Source organism: Azoarcus sp. KH32C (genome assembly GCF_000349945.1).
Classification (GTDB): Bacteria; Pseudomonadota; Gammaproteobacteria; order Burkholderiales; family Rhodocyclaceae; genus Aromatoleum.
Genome location: NC_020516.1, coordinates 5,011,978 through 5,038,000 on the forward strand (window position 1 = coordinate 5,011,978; position 26,023 = coordinate 5,038,000).

16 protein-coding genes are annotated in these 26,023 nt (G+C 72.0%); all 16 read left to right on the forward strand.

Annotation, left to right across the window (positions count from 1 at the left end; genetic code table 11):
- Nucleotides 1-9: 9 nt before the first annotated feature.
- On the forward strand, nt 10-729 hold the full coding sequence (locus tag AZKH_RS22575) for a hypothetical protein (protein ID WP_015438126.1): 720 nt from the start codon (nt 10-12) through the stop codon (nt 727-729).
- Nucleotides 729-893, forward strand: a complete 165-nt coding sequence (locus tag AZKH_RS27480; protein ID WP_015438127.1) for a hypothetical protein — start codon at nt 729-731, stop codon at nt 891-893. Before AZKH_RS22575 ends, AZKH_RS27480 begins: the two co-directional genes overlap by 1 nt.
- Nucleotides 880-1,929, forward strand: coding sequence for a phage late control D family protein (locus tag AZKH_RS22580; protein ID WP_015438128.1), 1,050 nt, complete (start codon nt 880-882; stop codon nt 1,927-1,929). Before AZKH_RS27480 ends, AZKH_RS22580 begins: the two co-directional genes overlap by 14 nt.
- A 73-nt stretch (nt 1,930-2,002) precedes the next feature.
- Nucleotides 2,003-2,647, forward strand: coding sequence for a phage baseplate assembly protein V (locus tag AZKH_RS22585; RefSeq protein WP_015438129.1), 645 nt, complete (start codon nt 2,003-2,005; stop codon nt 2,645-2,647).
- The gene (locus AZKH_RS22590) at nt 2,641-4,317 is read left to right on the forward strand and encodes a hypothetical protein (protein ID WP_015438130.1); all 1,677 of its coding nucleotides are present in this window, start codon (nt 2,641-2,643) and stop codon (nt 4,315-4,317) included. The genes AZKH_RS22585 and AZKH_RS22590 overlap by 7 nt, the downstream gene beginning before the upstream one ends.
- 48 nt (nt 4,318-4,365) lie before the next feature.
- Nucleotides 4,366-4,755: a GPW/gp25 family protein gene (locus AZKH_RS22595; RefSeq protein WP_015438131.1), complete on the forward strand. Its 390-nt coding sequence runs from the start codon at nt 4,366-4,368 to the stop codon at nt 4,753-4,755.
- Between the two features lie 20 nt (nt 4,756-4,775).
- Nucleotides 4,776-6,992, forward strand: coding sequence for a putative baseplate assembly protein (locus tag AZKH_RS22600; protein ID WP_015438132.1), 2,217 nt, complete (start codon nt 4,776-4,778; stop codon nt 6,990-6,992).
- 10 nt (nt 6,993-7,002) lie between these two features.
- Nucleotides 7,003-9,444: a hypothetical protein gene (locus AZKH_RS22605; RefSeq protein ID WP_015438133.1), complete on the forward strand. Its 2,442-nt coding sequence runs from the start codon at nt 7,003-7,005 to the stop codon at nt 9,442-9,444.
- A gap of 12 nt (nt 9,445-9,456) precedes the next feature.
- Nucleotides 9,457-10,395, forward strand: a complete 939-nt coding sequence (locus AZKH_RS22610; RefSeq protein ID WP_015438134.1) for a hypothetical protein — start codon at nt 9,457-9,459, stop codon at nt 10,393-10,395.
- 9 nt (nt 10,396-10,404) lie between these two features.
- A complete protein-coding gene (locus AZKH_RS26455; RefSeq protein WP_015438135.1) occupies nt 10,405-12,921 on the forward strand; it encodes a hypothetical protein in 2,517 nt (838 codons plus the stop codon).
- A gap of 18 nt (nt 12,922-12,939) precedes the next feature.
- On the forward strand, nt 12,940-14,676 hold the full coding sequence (locus AZKH_RS22620; RefSeq protein WP_015438136.1) for a hypothetical protein: 1,737 nt from the start codon (nt 12,940-12,942) through the stop codon (nt 14,674-14,676).
- Complete coding sequence (locus AZKH_RS22625; RefSeq protein ID WP_015438137.1) at nt 14,673-16,574, forward strand: hypothetical protein; 1,902 nt, start codon at nt 14,673-14,675, stop codon at nt 16,572-16,574. Before AZKH_RS22620 ends, AZKH_RS22625 begins: the two co-directional genes overlap by 4 nt.
- Before the next feature lie 2 nt (nt 16,575-16,576).
- Complete coding sequence (locus AZKH_RS22630; RefSeq protein WP_015438138.1) at nt 16,577-18,217, forward strand: hypothetical protein; 1,641 nt, start codon at nt 16,577-16,579, stop codon at nt 18,215-18,217.
- A complete protein-coding gene (locus tag AZKH_RS22635; protein WP_015438139.1) occupies nt 18,214-20,217 on the forward strand; it encodes an ATP-binding protein in 2,004 nt (667 codons plus the stop codon). Before AZKH_RS22630 ends, AZKH_RS22635 begins: the two co-directional genes overlap by 4 nt.
- Nucleotides 20,214-22,496: a DUF4157 domain-containing protein gene (locus AZKH_RS22640; protein WP_015438140.1), complete on the forward strand. Its 2,283-nt coding sequence runs from the start codon at nt 20,214-20,216 to the stop codon at nt 22,494-22,496. The genes AZKH_RS22635 and AZKH_RS22640 overlap by 4 nt, the downstream gene beginning before the upstream one ends.
- On the forward strand, nt 22,477-25,908 hold the full coding sequence (locus AZKH_RS22645) for a DUF4157 domain-containing protein (protein WP_015438141.1): 3,432 nt from the start codon (nt 22,477-22,479) through the stop codon (nt 25,906-25,908). Before AZKH_RS22640 ends, AZKH_RS22645 begins: the two co-directional genes overlap by 20 nt.
- The last annotated feature ends 115 nt before the right edge of the window (nt 25,909-26,023 follow it).

The window sequence follows — 26,023 nt, forward strand, 5'->3', positions numbered from 1 at the left end:
GAGACGCCGATGCCCGCCATGCAGATCGCCCGCGCCAAGCTGATCCCGATGAACGGCGATCAGGTCGAGACCGACGAGTCCAAGCACATCGACGTGCAGTTCAATCCGTCGACGCTGCGTGTGACGCTGTCGAACACGCTGAAGGCCGACAACAAGAGCGGCAGCGGCGGCAGCGGCGCGGCGGCACAGTATGTCGACAAGAGCGAATCGACGCTCGCCGTGGAGCTCGTCTTCGACACCAGCGTCGCGGCGCAACTCGGCTCGGATACGCGCGCCAACCGCGAAACGGTCGCCGCGAACACCGACGTGCGCACGCTGACGAAGCGCATCGCCGAGGGTTTCATGAAGCCGCAGGACGCCGACTCCGACCGGCCGAAGGCGCCCAAGCGCTGCCGCTTCCAGTGGGGCAGCTTCCAGTTCACCGGGATGCTGTCGAGCTACTCCGAGACGCTCGACTTCTTCGCGCCCGAAGGCATTCCGTTGCGCGCGACGCTCGCGCTGACCTTCAAGGAAGACCGCTACCAGTTCGCGCTCGACCCCTCGGTGCAGGCCGCCGAACGCGCGCGGCCGACCTTCGCGCCCGGCGGCGACGGTCAGAACGCCGCCAGCGCCGCGCAATCGGCCGGCCAGGATCCGCGCGACTGGCGCGCCGTCGCCGACCTCAACCGCCTCGACAACCCGCGCTTCACGCCCGTCGCCGGCGTGATGATTTCCATCGGAGGACGCTGATGCCGATCGTGATCGACGAACTCGTCGCCGAAGTCCAGCCCGAGCCGGACGCCGCGCGCAGCGCCGGCGCCGAACCGTTGCCGCCGGAAGGCAAGATGGGCGAGACGCTGCGCGATGCGCTCGCCGTGACCCGCGAACGGGAGGCGCGTCTTGCCATCGACTAGCCCGCTCGTCAGCGTCCGCCCGCGGCTGCGCATCGACGGTGCCGACCGGGCCTCGCTCGGCGTGGCGGCGAGCGCGCTGTCCGTGCATCTGCCGGCCAACGGCATGGCAAGCGCGGAGCTGCGGGTGATCAACTGGCATCCGGCCGAAGGCGGCGGCCAGCCGGACTTCGCCTTCCAGGACCTGCGCCTCGGCAGCCGGCTGGAGATCCTGCTCGGCGAAAGCGCCGACAACGCGGTCTTCTCCGGCGACATCACCGCCTTCGAGGAACGCTACGGCGACGGCGCGCCGCAGCTCGTGATCCTCGCCGAGGACGCGCTGCACAAGCTCGCGCGCGCACGGGCGAGCCGCGTCTTCGAGAACAAGGGCCTCGCCGACGTGGTGCGCGAGATCGCGGGCGACGCCGGCCTGCAGGCGGACGCGAACATCGACGCGGGGACGGCCGACTGGCTGCAGCACAACGAAAGCCACCTCGCCTTCCTGCTGCGCGTGCTGGGGCCCCACGACATTCCGCTGCGCATCCAGGACGGACGGCTGCGCGCGCGCGCCGAAGAGGCCGACGCGAACCCGCTGCGGCTCGATGCGGGCTCCAATGCACAACGCGTGCGCATCATCGCGGATCTCAACCGCCAGCCGCGCGAAGTGCTCGCCGAGGGGTACAACCTGGGTAGCGACTCGGGCGCGAACGGCAGCAATTCGTCGCTGTCGCCTTCGCCCGCCGGCCGCAGCGCCGCCGCGACGCTCGCCGACCTCGGCTGGGAAGGCCGCTCGCCGCGCCCTCACCCCTTCGCGCGCTCGCAGGCCGAGGCCGAATCGCTCGCAACCGGCGCCTTCCGCCGCGACGCGCGGCGCTTCCTGCACGGCGAGATCGTTTGCACCGGCACGCCCGAGCTGACCTGCGGACGCGAAGTCGAGCTCGCCGGCGTGTCGCCGCGGCTCGCCGGCCGCTACCGCATCGCCGACTGCTGGCACCACTTCGACAACGCGCAGGGGCTGACGACACGCCTGCGGGTCGAACGTCCGGACTGGAATCCATGAGCGCGTCGCCGGGCCGCCCCAAGACACGCTCACTCCCGCTTGGCGGGACCGCGCGCAGCGCGAGAGTGCGCACATGAGCGGCAACCGCCACAGCCCCGGCCTGCTGCAGGAACTGCACCTCGGTGTGGTGCTCGACAACGCCGATCCGAACAACCGCGGCCGCGTGAAGCTGCGCCTGCATGCGACCGCGCTGGAAACCTGGGCCGCGGTGATGGTGCCGAGCGCCGGCAGCGGCTACGGCGTGAGCCTGCTGCCGCGCATCGGCGAACAGGTCGTCGTCGCCTTCGTCGCGCCGGACCTGCCAATCGTGCTCGGCGCGGTGTGGAGCGGCGGCGACAGCCAGCCCGAGGATGCGCGCCCGGTCGACGAGCGCTACTTCATCCAGAGCCCCGCGGGCATCAAGGTGCTGCTCGACGACAGCGAGCCGAAGCTCAGGATCGAGACGCCGGCGGGCAATCACCTGACGATCACCGACCAGGGCGGCGGCAAGCTGACGATCGAGGAAGGCGGCGAGAAGATCGAGATGTCGCCGGGCAGCATCACGATCACGACCGCCGGCGAGGTGAAGGTCGAGGCCGCGCAGGTCAGCGTGTCGGCCGGCATGGTCAAGGTCGATGCGGGCATGAGCAAGTTTTCCGGCGTGGTGCAGTGCGACACGCTGATCAGCAACTCGGTCGTGTCGGCGAGCTACACGCCGGGAGCGGGGAACATATGGTGACGCCGATTGCACCCGTCCTCGACAACGGCCGCGCGAAGCCGATGCTGCACGCGGTGCCGCCGCTTGCCGCGCCCAAGACCCACCGCCCGCGCCTTGTCGCGCCTTTCTTCGCCGCCGACGGCGACGGCGCGACGCTGCACCGCTATTTCGACGAGGACTTCGTCGCGCGCTTCCTGAACGACGCCCACGCCGGCCGGCTCGTCGGCACCGCGGCGCAGGACTGGTTCCATATGGACCGCTTCGGACGTTTCCGCGACGAGCCGACGCTGCGCCTGCCGATGCATCGCAGCTTCTACATGCTGTGCTGCGAGGTGCAGTGCGCGATCCCCGGCGCGCCGGCCTTCGATCCGAAGAAGGTGCTGTCGGCCGGGCTCGTCGTGCGCCGCGTGCCGGCCGAAGGCACGCCGCAGCGCTGGATGATCGCGGACGGCCAGCCGCTCGGCTGGCGCGACGGCGAGATCCCCGGGCACGACCCCGACGACGTGCGCCGGCTCGTCGCACGCCGCCTGCTGCCGCGACGCTTCCCCGAGCCGCCCCACTCCGGCGAGGAGATCGCGCCGCTGCACACGCTGCTCGTGCGCCGCCGCGACGCGCGCGGGCTCGAGCGCAGTCACACGCTGCTGTGGGGCTACCTGCCGCTGGGCGGGAGCGCGCGCGAGGTCGCGAGCACACCCCTGCCGCAGGCGAACGGCACCGAGGTGCCGGACTTCGGCCTCGAACACGCGTGGCCGCTCGGCAGCCGCGGTGCGAAGGCGTGGAGCGAGGCGGACGGCCTCCTGGTCGCGGACGGCATCGCGACCGCGGGCCTGGTCGAACTGCTGCAGACGCTGGTCGCGCAGTTCCGCATCGACGACGCGACGGATAGCGCAAATGAGGCCGACAACGCCGGCCTCCGAAACCTGCTCGGCGCGCTGCGCTTTCACACGCTCGAATGGCGCGTCGTCGAGGACAACCTGTTGCCGCAGCTGGTGCCGGTCTATGGCGAGACGGTGCTCGAATGGATCGAGCGCAGCGCGCCCGCGCTCGTGGAACTCTTCGCGCGCATCGTGCGCCGCGAGGCGGTCGCGGGCGCCGTCGCGCTGCCCGACGGACGCGGCGGATCGCGCATCGACCGGCTCTTCGTCACCGAGCAGCAGGCCGCCGACCTGCGCAGCCTCGTCGCGCTGCGCACCGGCCGCGCCCAGGTGCGCTTCGACGACGGCCTGCCGCTGCCGCGCTACGGCCAGACCGACGGCGACCGCTTCGTCGCCGTGCCCTTCGTGCGCTGGGAGGACGACTGCGGCTGCGAGCAGGTCGCGTGGGGGCCGCCGAGCCGCGTGTTCCGCGTCGCGTCGCCCTTCGACCCGGACGCGCAACGGCCGACGACCGTCGTGCTGCCCTCGCTCGACGACTTCAAGCGCGGGCTGCCGCGCGGCGTCGCGATGCTCGCGCCGAAGTCGCTCGCGGACGTGCTGCGCAAGATCAGCCCCGGCATCGACATGAAGGGCGACGGTCCCGGCAACCGCTCGGGCGCGTGCTGGAGCTTCAGCTTCAGCCTGCCGGCGATCACGCTCTGCGCGATGCTGATGCTGATGGTCGTGATCAACATGCTGAACCTGTTTCTCGGCTGGCTGCCGTGGGTCTTCCTCGCCCTGCCGCGGCTGTGCCTGAAGGCGCTGAAAGGAAAGTGAAGGACAAGTCACACCGATCACAAAGAGAGACGAGGAGGCCGACAAGAAATGCTGACTCCGGAATCCCGGTTGATGAGCTTCCCGCTGCTGCCCGGCCTGGACGAGACCGGGCGTCCCGCGTGGCGACTGGGCAATGCGAGCGTGCGTGAGGTGATGCTGAACATCCTGCTGACCCGTCCCGGGGAGCGCCTGATGCGCCCCGAGTTCGGCGCCGGCATCCGCAGCTTCATCCATCACCCGAACAACGAGACGACGCGCGCACTGATCGCCGACGCCGCCCTGCGCGCGCTGACGCGCTGGGAACCGCGGGTCGCGATCGATGAAGTGCGCGTCGAGGCCGATACGCAGCGCCTGTCGCATGTGAACCTCTCGGTGCGCTACCGGCTGCTCGCCGACGGACGGCCGGATAGGCTCGAACTGGCGCTGGACCTGGGCTGAACAACGAGAGAACCGGACACATGGCGCATCCCAATCCTCTTTTTGGTCCGCTCTCGGGTCAATTTCCCGTCCCGGACCTCGACGACCGCCGCTTCGACGAGCTCGTCACCGAGCTGCAGGCCCGCCTCGCGCGCCACGTGCCGGAGATGGCGCCGCTGTCGCCCGGCGACCCGGTGCATGCGCTGGTCGACCTCTTCGCGTGGCTCACCGAGACCATCATCTACCGCGCGAACCAGATCCCGGACCGCCAGCGGCTGGCCTTCCTGAACCTGCTGCAGATCCCGCTGCGCCCCGCGCGCCCCGCGAGCGGGATCGTCAGCATCGACGCGACGACCCGCTCGCTGCCGCCGCTGATCGCAACCGAATCGCTGCTGAAGGCCGGCACGACGAGCTTCTCGACTGTCGGCGAAGTCCAGCCGACGCCGCTCACGCTGCGGATCGTCGTCAAGCGCACGCTCGACGAAGCGGCGCTCGCGGCCGAAGGCATCAGCCTCGCGCAGCTGCGCGCGCAGTATGGCGTCGAGCCCGCGGCCTTCCGCCCGGTGACGGTCGTGCCTGGGCATGATGCGCTCACTGCCGCCGGCACGCGCGACGGCGCCTTCCACCTCGCGGTCTGCCTCGCGAAGCCGGCCTTCGTCGCGCAGGCCGAGCTCGTGCGCCGCGAGCTCGCGGGCATCGTGCTGAACGTGGGCCTCGCACCGCTCACCGAGATGGAAGGCCTGCTCGCGACGGGACTGCGGCCGAGGAAGCTCGACTGGGAGTTCGCCTGGTGGCCCGCACCGGAGACGGCGCCGGACAAGGTGCGGTACCTGTCGCTCGAAGTCGTCAGCGACAGCTCGGCGGGCGGACGCAAGATGGGCGTTGCGCGCCTGCGCCTGCCGCGCAACGCCGACATGCTGCGCGCGACGGCCGCGCTCGATCCGCAGTTCGCCGGCCTCGGCGACACCCCGCCCGAAGCGCCCGCGGACCTGCGCACCGGCCAGCTCCTTTTCTGGCTGCGCGTCTCGTGCGCCGACGAGCCGAACCTGACCCTCGGCTATCTCGGCGTCAACGCCGTCGACGTGGTCGGCCAGGGCATCGCGCGCGACATCGTGCTCGGCGCGGGCACCGGCCGTCCGGACCAGAGCTTCGAGCTGCCGCACGCGGACGTCGATGCGGCGAGCGTCGAGGTCGAGGTCGAACAGCTGCAGCAGTTCCGTCCCTGGACGCAGGTCGCCCATTTCGCGGGCGCGGGGCCCGACGACACGGTCTTCGTTGTCGATGCGGCCACGGGCAGCGTACGCTTCGGCGACGGCATCCGCGGCAAGCGTCCGCCTGCGAACGCCCGCATCCGTGCCGCCTTCTACCGCCATGGCGGGGGCAGCAGCGGCAACCTGCCGGCGGACAGCATCAAGGAGATCCATGGCCGCAGCGACCGCCTCGCCGCACGGCACGAATGGCCGACGCGCGGCGGCGTCGATGCCGAGACGCTCGACGAGGCCGAGCGCCGCATCCCGGCTTTCCTGAGCCACCGCGACCGTGCCGTCACGGCCGAGGATTTCGGCGTGCTCGCGCGCGACAACCCGATCAACCCGGTCGCGCGCGCCGAAGCGGTCGCCGGCTTCTTCCCCGGCGCGAGCCTGAAGGCGGTGCGCCGCGGCGTGCCGGGTGTCGTCAGCGTGTTTGTGATGCCGCCCGCGCCACAGGCGCTGGCCGCCGCGCCGCGGCCCAACGCGGGCCTGCTCGCGGACGTGCACGACTACCTCTCGGCGCGCTGCATGCTCGGCACCGAGCTCTACGTGCTGTCGCCGCAGTTCGTGCCGGTCGCGGTCGCGGTGTCGCTCGAAGTCGTCGATCCGGCAACCGAGCAGCAGGTGCACGCCGAGGTCGAGCGTGCGCTCTTGCGCTATCTGTGGGCGCTGCCGCCGGGCGGACCGCGCGCAGGCGGCTGGCCGCGCGGCAAGGCGGTCGAGATCAACGAGCTGCGCACCCAGGCGGGGCGCGTCGAGGGTGTCGAGGCAGTGAATGCGCTGCGCCTCTTCTACCAGGACCAGCAGCAGGACCCGCCCGTGTGGCTCGAGCTCACCGGCGCGCAGGCGCTGCCGCTGCTGGATTTCCAGCTCCCGGAACTGATGGCGGTCGCGATCCGCCCCGGCGAGGACAGGCCTGCCCCGCCGCGCGGCTTCGGCCCGGGCACACCGCCCCCGGACGAGGGTTCGCGCGCGGTGCCGGTGCCGGTGATCCCGGACCTGTGCTGAGCACCCCACGATGAACAGCAACGGCACACGCTTCCTGCTCCTCGATGGCGCCGCGGACTTCCGCAACGCAAGCCGGCAGTGCAGCTGGGACGCCGAGCAGCGCGCCTTCACGCTGACGCGCCAGGACGCGCCACGCCTGCCGCATCTCGCGCCGGCCCGCGCCCGCGAGCTGCTGGCCGCGGCCACCCCCTGCGTGCTCGACGACCACGGCCAGATCGGCCGTCTCTCCGACGACGGCACACGCTTCGAATGCACGCTGTCGTGGCCGCCGACGGCGTGGCAACCCGTGCTCGCGGCACTCGACGATGCCGAAACCGGCGCGCCTGACCTCGAAACGCTGGTGCTGGACCCGGTCGACGCGCCCGCGGGCCGCTTCACCGATCTCGCGCTTGGCGGCAGCGGCCTCGTCGCGCTGCCGTGGAGCGACGGCGGCACGCAGCACGGCCTCACCGCGGTCCATCTGCGCCGCCGCTGGCAGACGCATTGCACGCTCGCCTTCGCGCCCCGCCGCGCCTGCGTGGAAGCGACAATGGGGGCGGACCGCGTCTGGCTCCTCGGCGAGACGCGCCTCGGCCTCGCGGTCGGCGCGCCGCTGCCCCAGCCCTACCTCGGCCGGCCCGAGCGCTTCGAGCCGCTGCAGGCGAACCCCGACCCGTTGCGCCTGCTGTGGGACCTCGCACTGCCGCCGCACCGCGGCCTGCTGGGCCTCGCGGCCGACGACGAGCGCCTCTACGTGCTCGCGGAACATCCCGACGGCACCGACGATGCGCCGTTGATGCAGGTCTTCACGCGCCCGCTCGCCGCCGGCCCGACGGAGACCTTCCGCGTCCATCGCCTCCCCGCCGGCCTGCCGCTCGCGACCGACATCGCCGCGATCGGCGACGGCCGCTTCCTGCTGCTCGTGCCCTTCGAGGAGGGCCCCGAGCGCGGCAAGCTGCGCGACTGCCCGCTCTTCGCCCTCCCCGAGTCCGAAGACGACCAGATCGCGGATCTCGTGCCCGAACGCTGGCCGCGCCGCTCCGAAGCCGCCGCTTTTTCCGCCGAAGTCTCCGCCGGCCTCCGCTTCGTCCGCCATCGCGACGGCCACCCGCGTACGCTGACCGAAGACGGCCCGATCCGCCTCTACCGGCTCGCGCAGGCCCGTTTCGCGCCGTCCGGCACGGTGACGCTCTCTGAAATCCTCGACTCGGCGATGCCCGACACGCTGTGGGACCGCCTCTATCTCGATGCTTGCCTCCCGCCCGGCTGCCGCATCGACCTTGCCGTGCAGGCGGGCGATGACCGCGAAGAACTGCCCGTCGAATGGATCGCGCAGCCGCCACCGGTGCGGACGCCGCGCCCGTCCGAACTCCCCTTCGCGCCCGGCCGCGCGCCGACGGACGACCCCCACGCGGGCCTCTACGAGCTGTTGATCCAGCGCGGCAACGGCGCGGTGCGCGAGGTGCGCGGACGCTATCTGCGCCTGCGCATCACGATGCACGGCGACGGCCGCCACAGCCCGGCGATCTTCGCGCTGCGCGTCTACTACCCGCGCTTCTCGTGGCAGACGCACTACCTGCCCGACCACTTCCAGCAGCAGGAACGCCCGCTGCCGCTGGAGGATGCCGACACGGTCGCCGCCAATGGCGCCGACCTGCGCGAACGCCTGCTCGCGAGCTTCGAAGGCGTGATGACGCCGCTCGAAGACCGCATCGCCGCCTCCGAGGTCCTGCTCGACCCGGCCGCAACGCCGGCTGCGCGCCTGCACTGGCTCGCCGGCCTGCTCGGCACGACACTGCCGCGCCACTGGCCCGACGCCCGCCGCCGCCGCTGGCTCGCCTCGCAGGGCGCGATGCAGCAGACGCACGGCAGCTATCGCGGCCTGCTCCTCGCGCTCGACATCCTCACCGACGGCGCCGTCGCGCGCGGCGCGGTGATCCCGGTCGAGCACTTCCGGCTGCGCCGCACGATGGCGACGATCCTCGGCATCGACATGGACGACCGCGACCATCCGCTGACGCTCGGCACCGGCCTCTCCGGCAACAGCATCGTCGGCGACAGCCTGATCCTCTCCGACGACCAGGCGCGCGAATTCCTCGCGCTGTTCGCGCCGGAAGTGGCCGAGCGCAGGGGCGAGGCGGCGGTCGTCGAGCGCTTCTTCGACGAGGCTTCGCGGCGCATGACGGTGATCCTGCACGGGCCGGCGAAAAACCTCGCCGCGGTCGTGCGCGACGCCCTGCCCGCGCTTGTGCCGGCCACCGTGCAATGGGCGATCCGCACCAGCGACCACCCCTTCGTGCTGGGCCTGTCGCCGCTCTTGGGCATCGACACCTGGCTGGAAACCCAGCCGCCACCGGGGCGCGTCGTGCTCGACCGCACGCGCCTCGGCCGCGGCGATCTGCTGCACAACCCGGTCGCCCTCGATCCCGAGCACGCCGTGCCGATCGACGCGACCGCCGGCGAAGGACACTAAAGGAGGAAGGGCATGAGCGAGCCCGACGACAACTGCGACGCAAGCCTCGCCGGCGACGGCCGCTTCGAGGAGGCGCTGAAGCGCGTGAGCTACGAGCCCGGCATGCTGCTGGGGCTGGAGGCGACGCGTGCCGAGCAGGACTACCATCGCCGCCGCGCGACGCGCCACGGTTACTGGCTGCACGGCGCAGGCACGGTGGCGGGGCTGCGCGTGAGCCTGCGCGCGGAAGACCCCGGCAACGACACCGACAACGTGCGCGTGCGCCTCGTCGTGAGCCCCGGCGTCGGCGTCGACGGCCTCGGGCGCGAGCTGAGCGTCGCCGAGCCCTACTGCGTCGACCTCGGCGCCTGGCTCACCGCCCAGCACGAGGACGAGGCGCTGTGGGGCGCGCTGATCCGCGACGGCTACGCCGAGGCCGACAACCTGCTGTGGCTCAAGGTCACGATGCGCTACCAGGACTGCAATAGCGGCCTGCAGCCGGTGCTCGCGACCGAGGTCAATGCCGGCACCGACCCGGTCCAACCCAGCCGCGTCGCCGACTGCGTGCTCTTCGAGCTCGTCGCCGAACGCCCCGCCGACGCACCTGCCGAGGAGCACCTCTTCGCGGCCCACGCGCGGATCAGACCGTACGGCGAGATCGAGGCGAATCTCGGCGAGCGCGAGCGCGCCCAGGTCGACGCTGCCACCGGCGCCGCGCGCAGCCAGCTCGAACTCGGCGCGCGCCTGCTGCATTCGCTCGGCGACGACAACCAGGCGCTGGTCGCCCGCCAGGCCTTCCTCACCGACCCGGCGCAGCTCGCGCGCACGCTGCTGGCGCGCATCGCGATCCGCCTCACGCCGCCCGCGCCCGAGCCGGACCTGATCGTCAATCCGCGCCGCATCGAGGTCGACAACCTCGTGCGCCCCTTCCTCTTCAACGCCGCGGCGCTCGCCCGGCTGATCCGCGCGTAAGGAGCCGCCATGGCCAACATCCGCTTCACCCCGCTCCGGATCGGCACGACCAACGCGGCCGGCGAACGCATCTCCAGCATCGACCCGCTGCTGTCGCGCACGAACTACTTCGACGGCCAGCTGCTGAAGGCCTCCGACCTCAACCGCGACCAGATCTACCTCGACGAGCGCCTGCTGGAGCTGGGCCAGGTCTTCGGCGCCGGCATCGTGCGCGGGCTCGACCTCAGCCTGCAGTCCGGCCACCTGCTGCAGGTCGCGCCGGGCATCGCGATCGCGCCGTCCGGGCGCGTACTGCAACTCGCGAACACGCCGCTGACGATCGACCTCCTCAACAGCGGCCTGATCGCGACGCTCAACGACGGCCGTTTCCGCAGCTACGCGCGCGGCCTCTACGCGCTCGCGCTGACGCATGCCGAGGTCGTCGACGGCGTCGCCGAAGCCTTCCCCAAGGACCTCGCCGCGCCGCGCGTCCCGCACGTCGCCGCGTGGGCCGAGGGCGTCGAGCTGCGCCTGATGCCGCTGCCGCTGCCGTTGCCGCGTCAGGACGAGATCGCGGTGCGCGCGACGCTCGCCCGCGAGTTGCTCTCCGGCGGCGAACGCCTCGCGCTGCCCTCCGACGACGCCGTCGCGCTGGGCCTGATCGCGGTCGAACGCGGCCGCGTCCTGTGGCTCGACCGCGGCCTGCTGCGCCGCCCGCAGCGCGCGCTGAACACCCCCAACGCGATCCAGCAGGATCTCGCGGCGCACTACCAGGAGCTGATGCAGGCCGTGCTCACGGCGCGCCAGAGCGCCGGCCTGCGCGGGGCCTTCGCCGCGAGCCAGTACTTCCGCGTGCTGCCGCCCTGGGGGCCGATCCCGCAGGATTGCATCGATCCGGTCGGCGGCCGCCAGCAGTTCTTCCCCAAGGATTACGAAGTCAGCATCGCGCCGGTGCGGCGCAGCGAACTCGAAGCGGTGCTCGCGGACTCCGCCCACCTCGCCCCGATCGACCTCGAACGCGACGCCGACTGCGACGTGATGGTGCTGGTGCCGATGAGCGACACCGCCTTCGCGCTGCGCGCCCGTCAGCTCGAGGCACCCGCCGAGGTCGTGCCGCGGTCCCTCGGCCGCCTCGCGCGGCTCGACCGCCTCGCGCTGCGCATCCTGCCGCAGCTGCCGATCCACCGTATCGACACCGATGCCGACGTCTGGCGCGCGATCTGGGCCGACGTGAATCCCGCCGAGCTGATGTTCGTGCGCCGCCCGCCGCGCACCGCGGAGACCGCCGTCAGCGCCGTCGTCCTCGCGCTCGGCATGACGCTGCCGCCGCCGGGCTCGGCGCTTCCGCCCGATGCCGCGCTGCTGGAAGAACAGCTCGACGCCGCGCTCGAAAACGTCGACGCGGCCGAAGAGGCGCGCGGCGCGCTGGAGGCCGAGATCGCGCGTCTCAAGGTCCGCATCGCCGAGCTCGAAAAGGCCGTTGCGGCCGGGGGCGGTGACCAGCGCCTCACCGATGCGCTCGCCGAAATCGAACGTCTCAAGCTCGCGCTCGCCGCGGCGCAGAAGGAAATCGAGACCCTTAAATCCGACGACCGCAACGCCGCGGTCCTCGCCAACGCGCTGGAGGCCGCCAGCGACCGCATCGACGCGCTGAAGGCCGAACTCGACGCCGCGCGCGCCGAGATCGAGCGCCTGAAGACCGCCGCCTCCCCGGTCGACGAGACCCTGAAGCAGCGCATCGAGGAACTCGCCGCGGCGCTCGACGCGGAACGCGCCAAATCCGCCACGCTGGAGCAGGACAAGGCGACGCTCACCGCCCAGCTCGACGCCGCGCGGCAGCGCATCGGCGAACTCGAAGCCGCACTCAAGGACGCGCTGGCGAAGCTCGAAACGGCCGGCGGCACCGACGCCGACCTGCAGGCCGCACGCGACGAGATCGCGAAGCTCAAGGCCGAACTCGACGCGGCGCGCGCCAGCCTCGAAACCACCCGCGCCGAACTCGCCGACACGCGCGCGAAGCTCGACGCCAGCCTTGCCCGCGAAGCCACTGCACTCGCGCGTGTCGCCGAGCTGCAAAATGCGCTCGCCGCGGCGAACAACGAGATCGCGACCCTGCGCGCCCGCGTCGCGGAACTCGAAATCCAGCTCGCGGACGCCAACGCCGCGATCGAGAAACTGAAGATCGAGGCCGCACAGGCGAGCAACCTCGCGATCGAGCTGACGCTGGAACGCCTCGCGCGCGCCCGCGGCGCGGACGATGCCGGCGTCAAGGCCGCCCGAGGCGCGGATTCGCTGATCGGAGGCGTTGAACCCGCGCGCATCGCCGCGGTGCAGATCGTCGGACTTGCCGACCGCCGCCTCGACCCCGCGCTGTGGCCCAGCACGCTCGCGATCGCGCGCGCCGGCCTCGCGGGCTTCGAAAAGATCCGCGACCGCCTCTTCGACGCCGCCGGCGCCATCGACTTGCCGAAGTTCTTCCTTGAGGAAGGGCAGAACTTCGGCCTGTCCGGCACGCAGCTCGAACTGTGGAAGCGGGTCGCGGGCTGACGAACCAGGGAGCACATCATGGCCACCCCGTCCTTCCTCTCGCCCAGCCTGCTGGCCGCGCTCGCGTTGCGCCCGGCGCTGACGCTGCTGCCGCGCGTGCCGGTCGACATCCGGCTGCACGAGCCGGAAAAGCGCCCCGACGACCCGCGCCGCCTCAACCTCTTCCCGGGCCGCGCGCTCGGCGAGCGCGAGTTCGAGCGCCTGCAGGCCTACGTCGACGACCGCGTCGCGCCACTGCTCGCGAGCCTCGAACCGGGCATCGTCGAAGGCCTGCCCTGCGCCTTCTTCGGCACCGGGGCCGACACCCGCGTCCGCGTCCAGCCTGGCCTCGCGGTCGGCGCCGCCGGCCAGTTGATCCGCCTCTTCTATCCGCTCGACCAGGCCTGGACCGACCTCGCCGCCCAGGCCGAGCGCGACCAGGACGCCCCGCTGCGCGACGGCCTCTTCCTCGTGACGATCCGCAGCGCCGTCGAGCCGATCGACGACCCGACCGACCAGGAGCCCTGCACCCGCACCGAGCCCGACCCGCTGCGCGAGCGCCGCATCGAGACCGTGAGCCTCCTCGGCCTGCAACGCATCGCCGGCAGCCCGCGGCTGATGGCGATGCCGCAACGGCAAGCCGCGAACCGCATCGGCGCCCGGCTGCTGCGCGAATCGCCCTTCCGAGCCGACAGCGGCGCCGTGCCGCTGGGCCTCGTCAAGGTCGTCGGGAAGCTCCCCGTGTGGTTCGACCCGCTCGCGGGGCGCCTCCTCGCCGAGCCGGACGCCGCCGCCCACACGCTGCTCGCCCACACCGTCGCGGCGCTCGAAGCCTGGCAGCGCGATCACCCCGCGCCGCTGCCGAACGTGCCGACCCAGACGCTGCCCGAACTCCTCGGCCTCGACTACCTGCCCGCTGCAGGCCCGCTCCCCGCCGCACTCCTGCGCGACCCTGCGGGCAAGACGCCCAGCCTCGCCTTCCTCCCCGCCGACCTGCAGGTCGAACTCGCGCCGGTCCCCGCAAACACGATCGAAGGCGTCGTCGCCGACGAGCTCTCGCGCGGCGCCGTGGACCTGATCCACGGCCTCGGCGAACGCATCCGCCTGCTGCTCGCGATCCCCGATCTCGACTACCGCCGCGACCTCTTCGACCTGCCGCAGCGCGACACGCAGCTCGAAGACGAACTCTTCCGCCGCGGCGAAGCGGCCGCGCGTACTTTCCAGACGTGGAAGCAGCAGTGGTTCGCGCTTTTCAACGGCCTCACGCCCGAGCAGCTGAAGGCCTTGCGCGCGCCGATGCCGCGCGCCATCGCGCCGCGCGACCCCGACCTCTACCGCGACGACCTCGTCACCGCCCGCCGCGCGACGCTGCCGGCAGCAACTGCCCCCGCCCTCGCGACCCACGCCGTCGCGCTGCCCGCTGCACCGCTGCCCGAGCCCTACGCGAGCCATGTCGCCGACCGCCATCCGCCCCCGCCGGACTACTCGCCGGTCGAAGACACGCAGCCCGGCGACCCCGGCCTCTTCCGCCAGCGCGAGGACCTGCGTGAGGACATCCGCCACCTCGAAGCCGCGCTCGACAAGAGCTTCCGCCTACTCGAAGAGGTGAACGACTTCCTCGGCCTGCAGCGCCAGCAACTCGACACGCTCACCGTATCGCTCAGCACGCTCGCCGGCGGCGTGCCCGGCGACGGCCTCGGCGCGAAGCTCGTGCGCTGGACGACGAAGGCGCAGTTCGTGCCGAAGGTCGCGACGACTCCGGAGAATCCGACATGAGCGACATCCTCAACCGCTTCACGGCCAACTCCGCGGAATTTAGCGAAGTGAAGCTCGCCGCCGCCACACCGGTGCTGGACGCAAGAGCCGGGGCGATTTCGGGCGCCGTGCAGATGGAGCCGACGATCTCCGCTGCGAGCCTCGCCGCGCTCGCAGGCTCCTTCCAGGTCGCCGCCGAACCGAGCGAGCCGCTGACCGAGCCCGTCTTCAGCAAGGCCACGACCGCCGCGAAAGGCATGCTGTCGCACGTCGACGTGATCCGCGACAGCTTCCTCAACGTCCGGCGCGACCTCCTCGACCTGCGCGACAAGGCCAATGCGCGCCAGAACCAGGCGAAATCGCTGATCGACCGCGTCTGCGACTTCCTCGACGACTACCTGAAGCCCGAGGAGCTGCGCCGCCTCGGCGCGATCGACGACGTGATGCAGGCGCCCGCCTTCCGCCTCTTCGTCGCACCCGACCTGCACAATGCCGACGGCCTGCTGCTGCGCCCGCGGCTCGACCTCGCGATCCCCCGCCCGGGCGACGACGCGGGCGACGGTCTCAAGCACAACGACGAATCCGCGCTCTTCTCCGCCGGCAAGGTCGTCGCCGACGACATCCGCAAGATCGAGGCCCTGCGCGGCGCGCTGACGACGCTGCGACGCCGCCACCAGCAGGCGCTCAATGACCTGCGCGCCCGGCTCGCCGCCCTCGAAGCCGACATCCCGGCCGGGATCCGCGAGCTCGACGTGCGCGAGCGCGCCCGCGTCGAAGCCCTCGACGACTATGCCGTCGCCCAGCGCCTCTTGGCCGAGCACTGGCGCGAGATCGAGGCCGCCTACGCCGAGCGCAAACGCGTCATCGAAAGCCACCGCGGCCTCTTCTACGTGAAGGTGCGCGAAACCCCACTTGGCCGCACATTGCCCGATCCACTGGACCTGCGCCCCGCATCTCCGGACGACCTCGTCCCCGGCTGCGCGAACCGCGAGACCTCGCTCCCGGCCGCGCTGGCGCCTTTCATCGAGGCCGTCTACGACATCCCCGCCGGCGACTGGGCCACGCTGCGCCCGCTCGGCCACCTGCTGCCCGGCCGCGCGATCCTCGCCGGCCTCGTCGACACGCGCCGCCAAAAACTCGCGCTGCGCCTGAACCGCAGCCCCACCGCCGATACCCCGGTGCTCGCATCGCTGATCCAGCAGAACCACGCCCTCGTGCGCGACCTCGCCGCCCGCCCCTTCAACGCCAGCGCGCTGTCCGAACTGCAACGCCAGGGCAGTGCGATCCTCGCGCTCGACGACCTTCTCGCGATCCCCTCGCCGCTGCTACGCGACCCGGCGCGTGCGCTGCACCAGCGCCTCGACGCCGCCGCGGGCTGCATCCTCGCCCGCCTGCGCACGATCGCCCCGTCGATCCGACTGCAATGGTCCGCCGCGGCCGAAGCCAACCGCCTCGCCGTCGAGACGCCCGAAGGCTGGCCCGGCCTTGCCGACGCCGAGGAGCGCGACTTCAACGGCATCCGCACCCTCGTCGAGCTCGTCGCCTGGTGGTTCCGCCAGATCGACACTGACGCCTCCGCCGGCAGCCGCACTGCGATGAGGAACCTCGTCCGCGCCTGCCTGCTGCTCGCCGCGAGCGACGATCCGCAGCAACTCGTGCAGGGCCGGCTGCAGACGATCCCCGGCCGCTTCCGCCTCGGCGACGCGCTGCGCCTGACACTCAACCGCGAAGCCGCCCCCGGCACGCTGCTGCAGCTCTTCGACGACAGCCAGCGCGTCATCGCGACGCTGCGCGTCGACGACCACGACGACCAGGGCACGGTCGCCTCCGTCGCGAGCATCCTCGACCCGCAGCTCGAACGGAATCCGGCAGCGATACTCAACACCGCGCTGCAGATCAGCGGGCTCAACCGGGGCTGACGATGAACACCGGCGACATCCGCGTCGGCCGCGTCCTGCTGCGCGGCACCGCGTCCGCGATCGACGCCGCACGCGCGACGCTCCCCGCCGCGCTTGCCCGCGCGCACTGGTCCGATGTCGCCGACGACGCGATCGTCGTCGTCCGCCGCGTCGCGGTCGCCGGCACTGCCGCCGAGCTGCCCGCGCGTGCGGCCGCGGCCACCGAGCACCTCGCCCGCCGCGCCGCCGACCCCTGGAGCTCCGCCGCCGACGCCGCCGACGCCGTGCGCTTCCGCAACGCGCTCGACTACCGCGCCTGCCTCGTCCGCGACCTCCTCGCCGGCACCGCGCACGGGCGCTGGCTGTGGCGCCATCGCACGGCCCTGCTCGCCCGCCCCGCGGCGGAAGCGCTCGCGGAGCTGCTCGGCGAGGATGCGTTGGCGCTGCCGGCCCTCCTCGAACGGCCCGCGCTGCGCGACAGCCTCCCGGCCCTGTGGCGCACCCTCGACGCCCCCGCCGCCCGCAGCGTCCTGCACGCCATCGGCACCACGACCGGCTGGCAAAGCGCCATCACAGGCGCGCTCGACCCGACCCCGCACGAACGGAGGGCGGGAGCGCGCAGCGCATCCCGCCGCCCGGCGCTTGAGGCCCCACCCAATACTCGGTCGACGGCCCGAGCGCCCGAACCAGTCGCGCCAACACAGACGGCGGACTCCGTGTTCCGCTCCGCTGCCCTACGCGCTGCACCCCTCCGCGACCTACCCTCGACCGACCCGCGCGTCGTCCTGCAGGCGGTGCTCGCGCTCTGGACCCACGCACCCGCCGCGTTGGCGAGCGCGAACGCCGCCGAGACCCTGCGCGCCGCCGCCGAGACCCTTCTCGCCCCGGCGGCCACGTCGACACCGAACAGACACCTCGATCGGCTCAGCCACGCAGGACGCGGCCATCACCCCGCCGACGCGCAAGCGCCCGACCCGACGCAAAACGCAGCCCTTCGGGCTCCTGCCACCGCGGTCAGCGCTCACCCGACGGTAGCTCCATACGATCCGTTCGCCAGTACCGACACACCCCCGGACAACACCCCGCCCGTCGCCCCCCGTGACGCGTCCGCGCCCCACCGTGTCTCCTCCGTCGCGGCCTCGTCCGCGACCCTTCCGCCCGCCGCGGACCATGACTTCCACACCCGCGGCGGCGGTTTCTTCTTCCTGCTCAACGTGCTGGACCTTCCCGCCCTGCGCGACTGGCGCGCCCGCCTCGACGAGCCTCAGGCCGGCTGGCGCGAACTCGTCCGCCTCGCGGCCACGCTGGGCTTCACCCCCGACGCGCCGCTCGCAGCCTTCCTCGCCGACGCCTGCGCTCTCGCGCCGGACGACGGCTCGCCCGACAAGCCCGCGACCACGCTCACACGCCTGCCCCGCGGCCCCGAATCCGGCATCGTGCTGCACACAACATTGCGCCACTACGGCGAAACCGCGCTGCGCGCCGCGCTCGCCGAGCGCCCGGCGCACGTGATCGCAACGCGCAGCCACGTCGACATCCATCTGCGCCTCGCCGACGTGGACCTCGACATCCGCCGCCCCGGCCTCGACCTCGACCCCGGCTGGCTGCCCTGGCTCGGACGCGTCGTGCACTTCCATTACGACAGCGGAGGTTTCACGTCATGAACACACCCGCCCCGCCGCTCGACGGCCCCCGCCTCTCGCGCGCCTTCGTCCACGCCGGCATCCTGCACTTCGCGAAGCTCAGCCTCGGCACGCGCTCCGCGGTGTTCGACGCGCTGGCGTCGAGCGGCGGCGCCGACGATCTCGCGACCCTGCTCGACACCCCGCGCGAAGACTGGCCGGCCGCCTGCCAGGCGCTCGCCCAGCTCGCCCCGCAATTCCGCGGCCCGCTCGGCCGCCTGCTTGCCGACCTCAAGCTGCAGCTCCACGAATGGTTCGCGCTCGCGCTCTGCGGCGAGAACGAATCGAGCTACCTGCTGAACCTCGCGGTCGCCGAGCTGCAATCCCCCGGCGCGGTCCGCCCCGGCCTGCACCTCGTCGCCGCCCTCGGCGAACCCCTGTTCGGCACGAACCTGCCCCCGCTCGCGCTGCCCAACCACCGCCTCGTCCGCGCCGGCATCCTCGAAGTCACCGGCGAGGGCCCGATGCCCACCCGCAGCCTGTCGATCGCGCCCGAGCTATGGGCCCTGCTCTGCGGCGACACCAGCGCGTGGCAACACACGTCGCCGCTGCCCGTCACCGACGCCGTGCTGCCGGAAAGCTACTGCGACCAACTCCCCTCGCTCGCCGGCATGCTGCGCGGCGGCATCACCCGGCACGTCGTGTTGCGCGGCTCACGCGGCGCCGGCCTCGAAGCCGCCGCCCGCCTCGCCACCGCCGTCGGCCGCCCGCCGCTGCAGATGGAAGCCGCGACCTGGGCGCGCAACCCCGCGCTCGCCCCCGCTTGCCGCTACGCCGGCTGGATGCCGGTGCTGACGCTGGACCTCGGCCCCGGCGAACGCCACACGCTGCCCGCCACTCCCGCGCTCGCCGTGCCGATGCTGATCGTCACCGGCCGCGACGGCGCGGTCGAAGGCCCGCTGCTGACCGAGATCGACCTGCCGCCGCTCTCCCCGCAGGAGCGCCACGCCGCCTGGCGGGCCGCCCTCGCCGCGAACGACGCGGGGCTCGCGGAAGCCGATCTCGGCCGCGAATTCGCCGACCACGCGCTCCTCGACGGCCCGACCGTGCACACCCTTGCCGAACGCGTGCGCCTCGACGCCCAGGTCCGCCGCGAAGCGCCCGGCCTCGCCCACCTGCGCCGCGCCCGTGCCGGCTTCGGCAGCGAACGCCTGCGCCAGCTCGCGCAGCCCGTGACGCGCGAAGTCGGGCCCGACGCGCTGGTGCTGCCGGACGAACTCGTCGAACGCTTCGGCGCCCTCGTCGCCCGCTGCCGCCAGCGCGAAAAACTGCGCGACGGCCTCGGCGCGAGCCTCGCCGAGCCCGCACCGGGCGTCCGGGCGCTCTTCGCCGGCGACAGCGGCGCCGGCAAGACCCTCGCCGCAAGCCGGCTGGCGACACTGCTCGGCGCCCCGCTCTTCCGCGTCGACCTCTCCGCGGTGATGAACAAGTACATCGGCGAATCGGAGAAAAATCTCGGGCGCCTCCTCGACGAAGCCGCCGCGCTCGACGTGCTCCTGCTGATCGACGAAGCCGACAGCCTCTTCGGCCGCCGCGGCGAAGGCAAGGAGACCGGCGAGCGCTACGCCAACATGCTCACCAACTTTTTGCTCACGCGGATCGAACAGCATCCGGGCATCGTGGTCCTAACCACCAATACCCGCGGCCGCATCGACGCGGCCTTCACCCGCCGCTTCGATACCATCATCGAGTTTCCACCGCCGGGCGTGGCAGAACGCTTGCGCATCTGGCAGTCGCACCTGGGTCAGCGCTCCCCCGACGCGGCCCTGTGCCGCCACCTCGCAAGCTACTGCACATTGCCCGGCGGCCATATCCGCAACGCCGTGCTGCAGGCCGCGGCCCTCGACCCCGCCGCACCGGACGACGGCGACGCCACCCGCCCGATCGCGCCCGAACAGCTCGTCGCCGCGCTGATCGAGGAATACCGCAAGATCGGCCGCACCCCGCCGCCGCAACTGATGCACGCGAGGAGCAGCGCGTGAGCAGCCTCGCCCCCGGCGGCACGCTGCGCCGCAAGCCCCCGCCCTCGCCCGCACCCGAAAAGAAGGCGGGCGATGCGCCAAAGCCGAAGGCCGGCGAAGCAAAACCCGACGGCGCCGCCAAACCCCAGGGCAAGGAGGGCGACAAGAACGCAGCCAGCGGCAAGGGTGCAAAGCCCCCCGGCTACTTGCAGGCCAAGCTCGCCGTCAGCCAGCCCCAGGACGCCGCCGAACAGGAAGCCGACAAGGTCGCCGGCGAAGTCCGCCGCGCGATGCGCTCGCCGGCGAACGTGTCGGCAAGCGAGCCGTCGAAGTGTCCGAGCTGCGGCGGCGCGGGCCCGCGCGGCAGCCTGGAGCCGGCAATCACGCCGCCGAAGAAGGAGGTGCTCGCACCGAAGCTGATGCGCGCCGCCGCAACCGAAGCCCCGCAATCCGTCGCACCCGGCGCCGGCCCCGCTGCGAAACCCGCGTCGAAGGCGCCCGACGCCCTCGCCGGCCAGGAAGTCCCGCCCGAAACCGAGCAGCGCATCGGCGCCCGCCGCGGCCAGGGCGCACCGCTCGCGCCGGACCTGCGCGCCCAGCTCGAAGCCAAGCTCGGCCGCGACCTCTCCGCAGTGCGCATCCACACCGATGCCGAAGCCGACGCGATGTGCGTCCAGATGCACGCACGCGCCTTCACCGTCGGCAACGACATCTACTTCTCGGCCGGCAGCTACGCCCCCGACAGCGACGCCGGCCTCGAACTCCTCGCCCACGAGCTCGCCCACGTCGGTCAGCAGGCCGAAGCCGGCGGCCCGCAAAGCGCCGCGCCCAAGCTGCAGCGCGACTTCTGGGACGACCTCTTCGGCGACAGCGGCGCGCCCGCCGACCCGATGGCCGGCTGCCGCAAGGAACTCGACGAATCCGAAAAATGGGCCAAGGCCGGCCCCTACCCGGCGGCGCCGCAGGGCATCATCGGCGCCGCGGGTTACGGCGGCTTCGACGCCCAGTACCGCCCCGACGCGGTCGAAGGCGAGGGCGTACTCGACATCAAGCAGGGGGTCGCCGCCGAATTCAAGGACACCCTCGTGCAGAACGCCGGCGTCGTCACCCCGCACCCGGACCTCCCGGCCACGCCGGAGATCACCGCACTCGCCAACCGCGTCAACGGAATCCCCGTCGCGATCGTGCGCAACGCGCTGCTGTCGCTCTACCAATGGACGCCCGCGGAACAGGCGCCCTGGCTTGCCAACCTGAAGTCGCTGATCGAATCCACGTGGAGCGGCAAGCACAGCTTCTTCCTCAACAAGCCGCGCTGGACCTGGCTGGGCGCCGACGTGAAGGTGGCCCTCGACATCGGCCAGCGCGCGAAAGCCGCCGGCGACCACATGACCGCGGAGATCTACAAGACGCCGCCCGGCGAGAGTCTGCGCACCTTCGACATCTCGCACGAAGTCGCTCCCGGCAGCACCACCGACCCGCGCGACCAGACGATGCGGCTCGCGAGCACGACCACGGGGCCGAAGGAATACGACCTGCTGCGCGAATCGGTCGAATTCGGCTTCAACTCGGATGCGCTGACAGGCACTGCGGTCGGGAAACTCAACGACTTCATCGCGCGATTCAATGGTGCGGTCGGCAACGCGGCGCACCAGGAAGTCCGCGTCGAGATCGTCGGCCACACGAGCGCTTCCGGCGACGAGAAATACAATCACGACCTGTCGGAGCGGCGTGCCAACGCCGTGCGCGACCACCTCGCCAACAACGGTTTCGCGAACACCGCCACGCGCGTGACCATCACGCCGCGCGGCGAAACGGAGGCCGACCAGACGCAGCCGAAACTCGCGACCGACCAGCGCGCGGACCTCATCGTCGACGGCGGTGAACGCATGATCACCGCCGCGCACGAGTGGGGGCATGCGTTCGGCGTGGACGACGAGTACGTCACCGGCGGCACCAACATCGGCGATCCGGTCGACCACGACGCGATGACCAAGGCAATGACCGACGCCAACGGCGTCCATCTGCCCGGCGCGATCAAGGAACACAACGGCGGCATCATGTCCTTCGGCACCGAGGTGCGCCCGCAGCACTACTCGACCTTCCACCACGCGCTCACGACCGTCACCGCGCAGTCGCCCTGGTCGCTGGGACTCCACAAGCCGAAGTGGCAGGTCGCGATGGAATGCGGTGCGCCTTCGCCGAAGGGCGACTGGCCCACGCCGACCCCGAGCCCGCCGACGCCCGCTACCCCACCGGCGAGCCCCGTGCCCGGCAGCGACAATGGAAGCGCTGTCGCCTAAATTCGCCCGCCGGCCGAGCGAACGGCCGGCGCCGGAAACGTCTCGCGCCGCCTCGCGCAATCCGGCGGCGCGCGCGCAGGGCAGCTCGCCAGCGGCAACACCCGCCCCGCCGCCGGCGCTGCCCGCCTATGCGCAACCGCCGGCACGCATCAGCCAACCCGGCGAAGGCATCGAACGCGAAGCCGAACAGCGCGCCAACGCCGTCGCCCCTCCGAGCACGCCCGACCCGACACCGCAGAGCGCACCCGGCGCAGCGGCGAGCGCCGCGCCTGGCGAGGCGGGCGGTACCGGCCCGACTCCCTCTGCCGCGCCCGCGACCCGCCCGGCGGCACCGGCGCCAAGCGCCTCCTCGCCGGCCAGCACGACGACGCCTTCGCCCTCCGCAGCAGGCGCCCCCGCATCGGCGCTACCCGCCTATGCGGCAAGCCGTGTCGACGACCGCCGGGGTCGCGGCGAACCGATCCCGAAGGACGCCCGCAGCGCGCTCGAAGGCCATTTCGGCCGCGACTTCGCCGACGTGCGCATCCACACCGACGCCGAAGCCGCCCGCCTGACCGCCGCCCTCGGCGCCCGCGCCTTCACGTCCGGCCGCGACATCTACATCGCCCCGGACGCCTACGCCCCCACCACCGCCGAAGGCCGTCACCTCCTCGCGCATGAGCTCACCCACGTCGTGCAGCAGGACGGCCAGGCCGCAGCGGTCCTCGCCCGCGCCGTCGACCCGACCCTCGACACCCGCTTCCACGAAACCGACCGCACGCCGGCGGCGCAGACCGCGCTCGAACGCCTCGAACTGCCGGCCGTCAAGGCGCGCCACCTGCCGCTTTACAACGGCCTCGCCTCCGCCAACAATCTCAAGCGCGTGCGCGGCTATGGTCGCGAAGGCGCCGACCAGCGCGCCGTGTGGAACGGCCTGCAAGTGCCCGCCGACGCCGTGCGCACGAAGCTCGGCGAACGCAACATCCCGGTCCCCGCCGACGCCAGCGGCCGCATCCGCCTGAAGCCCCATCGCGGTGCACGCCTCACGTCGAAGAGCCTGTCCGAGCTTCAGACGATGCTCCGCATCCCGAACTGGGACCGCAACGGCCGTGCGATCCCGCAGTTCCAGGTCGACCACATCGTCGAGCTGCAGGTCTCCGGCCAGATGGGCTCGGGTGTCGGCAACAGCGTGCAGAACATGGAGCTCCTCGACCAGCCGTCGAACTCCAGCTCCGGCGGCACGATCCGCAGCGGGATCTACAGAAAGGTCGACGCCTACCTCGACACCTTCGACCCCAAGCCCGACCGCGGCACCGTGCTCCGCCAGCACGACGTCGTCTTCACGAGCGCCGCCGCGACCGGCGCGGGCTCGGCGGCCGGCGCCTCCGCCTGGTGGACCAAGACTGAGATCGAGGAAGCCGAACCGCTACGCAGCGCGAGCCCGCCGAATCCGACCGAAGACGGCGTCGCCCAAGGCACGGCCGGCGAGTTCATCCTCACCTCCGGCCCCGGCGGCATCACCGTCGGCCGCTTCCGCCACAGCCCGGGCAGCGCGCCCGCGATCGGCACGACACAGGCGCGCGCGCTCGCGGGCCTGCGGATCACCGCGATCAACCTCACCGACACCGCCGGCACGCCCAGCGGCCCCGTCGGCTCGCTCGCCGCCGAATGGGACCTCCCCGCCGATTGGCAGCCCGAAACGCCCGCCGTCACGATCTCGCTCGCCGGCGACGGCGAATACCGCGGCTACCCGTCCGCGATGCCCGCACTCAACGTCACCTACCGCCACCTGAGCCCGGTCAGTTTCGCGAGCGTCTCGACCGAGGACGGCGAACTGTCCGCCGAAGGCACGCTGACGCCGTCGATCCCGATCTTCAACGCCCCGATCACCGTGCGCCTGCGCGGCCGCGACCTCAGCTTCTCGCTCGACTACGGCCCCGAGCAGATCAGCCTGCCGATCCCGCGCACGACGATCGACGACGCCTACGTCAGCGTCTTCTACTCCACCGCCCGCGGCTTCGGGCTCGGCGGTCAGGTGCTGTTCTCGATCGAAGGCGCCGGCAGCGGCGAACTCGCGGCCTCCGTCTCGACCGCCGGCGGCGTCCAGTTCGAAGGCGGCTTCACCTTCGAGCGCTCGCTCTTCGACCGCGCCCGCGTGCGCGCGTGGTGGCGCGACGGCGCGCTCGGCGCCGAAGGCACGATCGGCATCGACACGCCGGATAAGATCCGCGGCATCAAGAGCGCCACCGCGACCGTCAGCGTCACCGAAGGCGCGTGGAGCTTCACCGGCAGCGCCGAACTCTCGGTCCCCGGCGTCAAGGAAGCCGGCATCTCGATCACCCAGGGCGAAACCGGCCTGACGATCGCCGGCGACGTGGCCCTCGCCGCCAACCCCGCGATCCGCTCCGGCTCGATCCATGTCGAATGCAAGAAGGACGAAGGCGACTGGAAAGTCTCCGCCACCGGCACCGCGCAGCCCGCGATCCCCGGCGTCGACTCCGAGCTCACCGTCACCTACGACGACGGCGCCTTCGACGCGCGCTTTTCCGGCGCCTTCGCGCGCGGCATGCTCTCCGGCCAGATCACCGTCGGCGCCACCAACCGCAGCGTCGGCGAGGATGGCCAGCCCAGCGGCGACGCCGCCCCCAACGCCCCGATCATCGTCTACGGCAGCGGCTCCGCGACCGTGCAGATCGCGCCCTGGCTGCAAGGCACCGCCGGCATCCGCCTCGACCCCAACGGCGAGATCACGGTCTCCGGCGAAATCGCCCTGCCCAACCAGCTCGAAATCTTCTCCAAGCTCGAATACGACAAGCGCATTTTCGGCCTCGCGACCCAGATTCCGATCATCCCCGGCATCGTCGCCGAAGTCGGCGGCAATCTCAGCGCCAACGCCAGCATCGGCCCCGGTGCGATCGACCAGCTCCGGATCGGCATCGAATACAACCCCGCGCACGAGGAAAACACCCACGTCACCGGCGACGCCCACCTCAACGTCCCCGCCCAGGCGGGACTGCGCCTCGGCGCCCGCGCCGGCATCGGGCTGGGCATCACCGGCGCCAGCGCCACCGGCGGCCTCGAAATCGGCGGCACCCTCGGCATTTCCGGCGCGGCCGAAGCCGGCATCCACATCGACTGGATGCCCTCGCAAGGCCTCGCAATCGACGCCGAAGCCGCCCTGCACGCCCAGCCCACCTTCCGCTTCGACGTCTCCGGCTACGTCGCCGTCACCGCGCTGGGCGCCAGCCTCTACGACGAACGCTTCGAACTGGCCGCCGTCGAACTCGGCTCCGGCCTCGAATTCGGCGTCCGCTTCCCCATCACCTACCGCGAAGGCGAACCCTTCAACGTGTCGCTGGACGATCTGGAATTCGACGTGCCGGACGTCGATCCGGCGGCGCTCGTCGATCAGCTGGGGGCGCAGATTTTCTGAGCCTTCGAATTTCCTCTTCTCCAGCTCTCCAGCCCGCCCAGCCATTGAATCCCGCCGACATCCAACAGAGGCAATGGCGATATTTTGTCGCTATGCCAGTGGCGTGGCCGAATGT

Coding starts and splice junctions, on each gene's coding strand:
- AZKH_RS22575 (WP_015438126.1), top strand. CDS start 10: ATGCCCGCCATGCAGATCGCCCGCGCCAAGCTGATCCCGATGAACGGC.
- AZKH_RS27480 (WP_015438127.1), top strand. CDS start 729: ATGCCGATCGTGATCGACGAACTCGTCGCCGAAGTCCAGCCCGAGCCG.
- AZKH_RS22585 (WP_015438129.1), top strand. CDS start 2,003: ATGAGCGGCAACCGCCACAGCCCCGGCCTGCTGCAGGAACTGCACCTC.
- AZKH_RS22590 (WP_015438130.1), top strand. CDS start 2,641: ATGGTGACGCCGATTGCACCCGTCCTCGACAACGGCCGCGCGAAGCCG.
- AZKH_RS22595 (WP_015438131.1), top strand. CDS start 4,366: ATGCTGACTCCGGAATCCCGGTTGATGAGCTTCCCGCTGCTGCCCGGC.
- AZKH_RS22600 (WP_015438132.1), top strand. CDS start 4,776: ATGGCGCATCCCAATCCTCTTTTTGGTCCGCTCTCGGGTCAATTTCCC.
- AZKH_RS22605 (WP_015438133.1), top strand. CDS start 7,003: ATGAACAGCAACGGCACACGCTTCCTGCTCCTCGATGGCGCCGCGGAC.
- AZKH_RS22610 (WP_015438134.1), top strand. CDS start 9,457: ATGAGCGAGCCCGACGACAACTGCGACGCAAGCCTCGCCGGCGACGGC.
- AZKH_RS26455 (WP_015438135.1), top strand. CDS start 10,405: ATGGCCAACATCCGCTTCACCCCGCTCCGGATCGGCACGACCAACGCG.
- AZKH_RS22620 (WP_015438136.1), top strand. CDS start 12,940: ATGGCCACCCCGTCCTTCCTCTCGCCCAGCCTGCTGGCCGCGCTCGCG.
- AZKH_RS22625 (WP_015438137.1), top strand. CDS start 14,673: ATGAGCGACATCCTCAACCGCTTCACGGCCAACTCCGCGGAATTTAGC.
- AZKH_RS22630 (WP_015438138.1), top strand. CDS start 16,577: ATGAACACCGGCGACATCCGCGTCGGCCGCGTCCTGCTGCGCGGCACC.
- AZKH_RS22635 (WP_015438139.1), top strand. CDS start 18,214: ATGAACACACCCGCCCCGCCGCTCGACGGCCCCCGCCTCTCGCGCGCC.
- AZKH_RS22645 (WP_015438141.1), top strand. CDS start 22,477: ATGGAAGCGCTGTCGCCTAAATTCGCCCGCCGGCCGAGCGAACGGCCG.